The following is a 3,778-nucleotide window of genomic DNA, read 5'->3' as shown; positions in this document are numbered from 1 at the left end:
CAGGTTCCTCGTGCTTTCGGTTCAGCGCCGGGTGTCGTCGACGCGTGCTTGCTGGGAGCCGGGTCTCCCTGGCGTGCACCTGGGAGACCCGGACAGGCGCTCTACTTCGGCGAACCGGGGTCAGCAGGTCGCCAGCAGGCGGTCCAGCACGCGTGTCCCGAACTTCAGCGCCTCGGTCGGCACGCGCTCGTCGACGCCGTGGAACATGCCCGCGAAGTCGAGGTCGTTCGTGAGCTGCAGCGGCGCGAACCCGTAGCCGGTGATCCCGAGCCGGTGGAGCGACTTGTTGTCCGTGCCGCCAGAGAGCGTGTACGGCAGCACCTTCGCACCCGGGTCCTCTGCGTCGATCGCCGCGACCATGGCGTCCACCAGGTTCCCGCTGAACGGCACCTCGAGCGCCGTGTCCAGGTGGATCGGCTCGATCCGCACGCGCGGGCCGGCGAGCTCACGCAGTGTCGCCATGCCCGACTCCTCCTGGCCGGGCAGGAGGCGCACGTCGATCGCCGCCTCGGCCCGCCCGGGGATGACGTTCGCCTTGTAGCCGGCCTCCAGCTGGGTCGGGTTGGACGTGTTGCGCACCGTGGCACCCACGAACTTCGCGACCGGGCCGAGCGCCGCGACCAGCGCGTCGATCGTCGCCGGGTCGTCGTAGTCCACGGGGAGCCCCGTGAGGTCACCGACGCCGCGCAGCAGCGCGTCCACGGTGGGCGTGATCGTGTACGGCCAGGCGTGCTGCCCGATGCGCGCGACGGCGGCGGCGAGCTCCGTGACCGCGTTGTCCGGGTTGACCTGCGAGCCGTGCCCGGCCGTGCCGTCGGCGATCAGGCGCAGCCAGGCGATGCCCTTCTCCGCGGTCTGCAACAGGTAGGCGCGCTTGCCGCCCACCTCGACCGAGTAGCCACCCACCTCCGAGATCGCCTCGGTGGCGCCCTCGAACAGGTCGGGGCGGTGATCGACGGCCCAGCGCGCGCCGTACACGCCGCCGGCCTCCTCGTCGGCGAAGAACGCGACGACGACGTCGCGCGCGGGCTTGCGGCCCTCGCGCACCATCTGCCGCACGACCGCCAGGATCATCGCGTCCATGTCCTTCATGTCGACGGCGCCGCGGCCCCAGAGCAGGCCGTCGGTCTCCTCACCGCCGAACGGGTCGACGGTCCAGTCGTCCTTGGCCGCAGGCACGACGTCGAGGTGCCCGTGCAGGACGAGGGCGGGCCTGCTGCGGTCCTCCCCCTCCAGACGCACGACGACGGACGCCCGCCCTGGCTCGGACTCGAACAGCTCAGGCTCCAGCCCGACCTCGTGCAGCAGCTCCATGACGTACTCGGCCGCGGCGCGCTCCCCCGGGCCCTCGTTGTTCCCGTAGTTCGACGTGTCGAACCGGATCAGCTCCTGGCAGATCCGGATGACCTCGTCGGCGGCGGTGGGCACGGGCGTGGCGGTCGGAAAAGTATCGGTCACGGAGCCACCGTAACCGGCCCGTGCCGGACACCCGGCACGGACCGGAAGGCGTCTCGCTGACTGAACCTCAGGCCAGGCCGCGGCGCTTGAGGAGCGGCGCGATCTCTGGTGCCCGCCCCCGCAGGTCCTCGAACGACGTGAGCGGATCCTGCGACCCGCCGCGGGCGAGCAGCTTGCGGCGGAACGCCTCGCCGTTCTCCCGCGTCAGGCCGCCGTTCTCGGCGTACCACTCGACGGTGTCGGCGTCGAGCACTTCCGACCAGATGTAGGAGTAGTACCCGGCCGAGTAGCCGCCGCCACCGAAGATGTGGTTGAAGTAGGTGGTGCGGTACCGCGGGGGCACCGCGTCGAAGTCGACGCCGGCCGCCGCGAGCGCGGCCGCCTCGAAGGGCAGCACGTCCTCGACGGACGTCGGGACCTGGTCCGGCGTGAGCTGGTGCCACGCCTGGTCGAGCAGCGCGGCGGCGAGGTACTCCGTCGTCGCGAAGCCCTCGCCCCAGATGCGGGACGCGAGCATGGTGTCCACCCACTCGGCGGGCATCGGCTCGCCGGTCGCGTGGTGCACGGCGAACGAGCGCAGGATCTCCGGCTCCCAGGACCACATCTCGTTGACCTGCGAGGGGTACTCGACGAAGTCGCGCGGCACGGAGGTGCCCGACCGGGACGGGTAGCGCACGTCGCTGAGCAGCCCGTGCAGCGCGTGCCCGAACTCGTGGAACAGCGTGGTGACCTCGTCCCACACGAGGAGGGTGGGTTCGCCGGCGGGCGGCTTGACGATGTTGAGGTTGTTGACGACCACGGGCTTCTGGCCCAGGAGGTGGCTCTGGTTCACGAGGCTGTTCATCCAGGCCCCGCCGCGCTTGGACTCGCGGGTGTACCAGTCGGCGAGGAAGAGGCCGAGGCCTTCGTCGGGCTCGCCCGGCTCTGGTGCGTCGAACACCTCGAAGACGCGCACGTCGGGGTGGTAGCCGGCCAGGTCGTGCCGTTCGGTGAAGGAGAGCCCGAACAGGAGGGTCGCTGCCTTGAACACGCCGTCGTGCACCACGCGTTCGAGCTCGAGGTAGGGGCGCAGGGCGGCGTCGTCCAGGTTGAACCGCTCCTTGCGCACCGCCTCGTTGAGGTAGGACCAGTCGGCGGCGGCCACGTCGGCCGTGCCGTTCATCTTTGCGAGCTCGGCCGCCTCGCGCCGCGCGTTGGCGACGGCGGCGGGCGCGAGCCGGGCGAGCATCTCGTTGACGGCGGTGGTGTTGCCTGCGGTGGCGTCCGCGGCGATGTAGGCGGCGTGGTGCTCGTAGCCGAGGAGCTGCGCGTGCTCGGCCCGCAGGCGGGCGAGCTCCAGGAGCACCTCGCGCGTGTCGGTCTCGCCGCCCGTGGCGCCGCGCGCCGTTGAGGCCTCCTGGACGCGTGCCCGGAGGCCGGCGTCCGCCAGGGAAGCCAGCACGTTCTGGTGCGTGAAGAGCTGCATCTCCAGGAGCCAGCCCTCCTGCCCGCGGGCCTCGGCGGCGGCGCGCGCCCCGGCGACGGCGTCCGGGGACAGCCCGGCGAGCTCTGCCTCGTCGGTCACGAGCACGCTCGCCTCGTTGGCGCCCGCCAGGAGCTTGCGGCCGAAGCTGGCCTGCAGCGTCGTGATCCGGGAGTTGAGCTCGCGCAGGCGCTCCTGGTCGGCCTCGGGGAGCGCGATGCCGGACCGCTCGAACTGCGTGATCAGCTTGTCGAGCAGGTAGGCGGCGTCGGGTTCGAGCGCCTGGCCGGCCAGGGACTGCACGCGCGCGTAGAGACGGGCGTCCATGCTGATGTCGTCCTGGTGCGCGGCGAGCTGCGGCGCGAGCCGCTCCTGGATGTCCTCCAGGCCGGGTGTCGAGTCAGCGGGCAGCGTGCCGTAGAACGCCGTCGCCGCGCGGCCGAGGAGCTGGCCCGCGCGTTCGAGCGCCTCCAGCGTGTTCTCGACGGTCGCCGGCTCCGGGTTGGTCACGATGGCCTCGACCTCCGCGCGGTGCGCGGCCATGCCCGCGAGGACCGCGGGCTCGTAGTGCTCCTCGCGGATCGCCGCGAAGTCGGGCAGCTCGTACGGGAGGGTGGACGGGGCGGCGAAGGGGTTGGCCGGGTCGAGGGCGGCGTCCGCGCCCTCGGTGGTGGTGCTCGCAGAGGTCATAAGCACATCTTTACCCATGAAACACACCTGCCTGGCTCGTTGTGCGCGGGGTAGTCGTGGGACAGCCACCCGGGGGGGGGCGCCCCGGGAACCCCCCCCCCCACCGGGGCGAGAAGGGCACCCCCCGGGGGGCGCGGGCGTGGGAGGGGGACGGGGGGGGGGGGACGA

2 protein-coding genes are annotated in these 3,778 nt (G+C 72.2%); both read right to left on the bottom strand.

Annotated elements, in window-relative coordinates; all coding sequences use genetic code 11:
* Positions 1–120: 120 nt before the first annotated feature.
* Positions 121–1,458 carry a M20/M25/M40 family metallo-hydrolase gene (locus AB0I32_RS27160; protein WP_357511825.1) on the bottom strand — a complete coding sequence of 446 codons (1,338 nt, stop codon included), beginning with the start codon at positions 1,456–1,458 and terminating at the stop codon, positions 121–123.
* 67 nt (positions 1,459–1,525) lie between these two features.
* Positions 1,526–3,610 carry a M3 family metallopeptidase gene (locus AB0I32_RS27155; protein ID WP_357511823.1) on the bottom strand — a complete coding sequence of 695 codons (2,085 nt, stop codon included), beginning with the start codon at positions 3,608–3,610 and terminating at the stop codon, positions 1,526–1,528.
* Positions 3,611–3,778 lie beyond the last annotated feature (168 nt).

This window comes from Promicromonospora sp. NPDC050249 (assembly GCF_040656015.1).
Classification (GTDB): domain Bacteria; phylum Actinomycetota; class Actinomycetes; order Actinomycetales; family Cellulomonadaceae; genus Promicromonospora.
Note: the sequence above shows the minus strand (reverse complement) of the source record. Positions and strands in the feature narration are given on the sequence as shown.

Excerpts from the sequence above, each read along its gene's own strand:
- AB0I32_RS27155 (WP_357511823.1), bottom strand. The coding sequence starts at position 3,610 with ATGACCTCTGCGAGCACCACCACCGAGGGCGCGGACGCCGCCCTCGAC.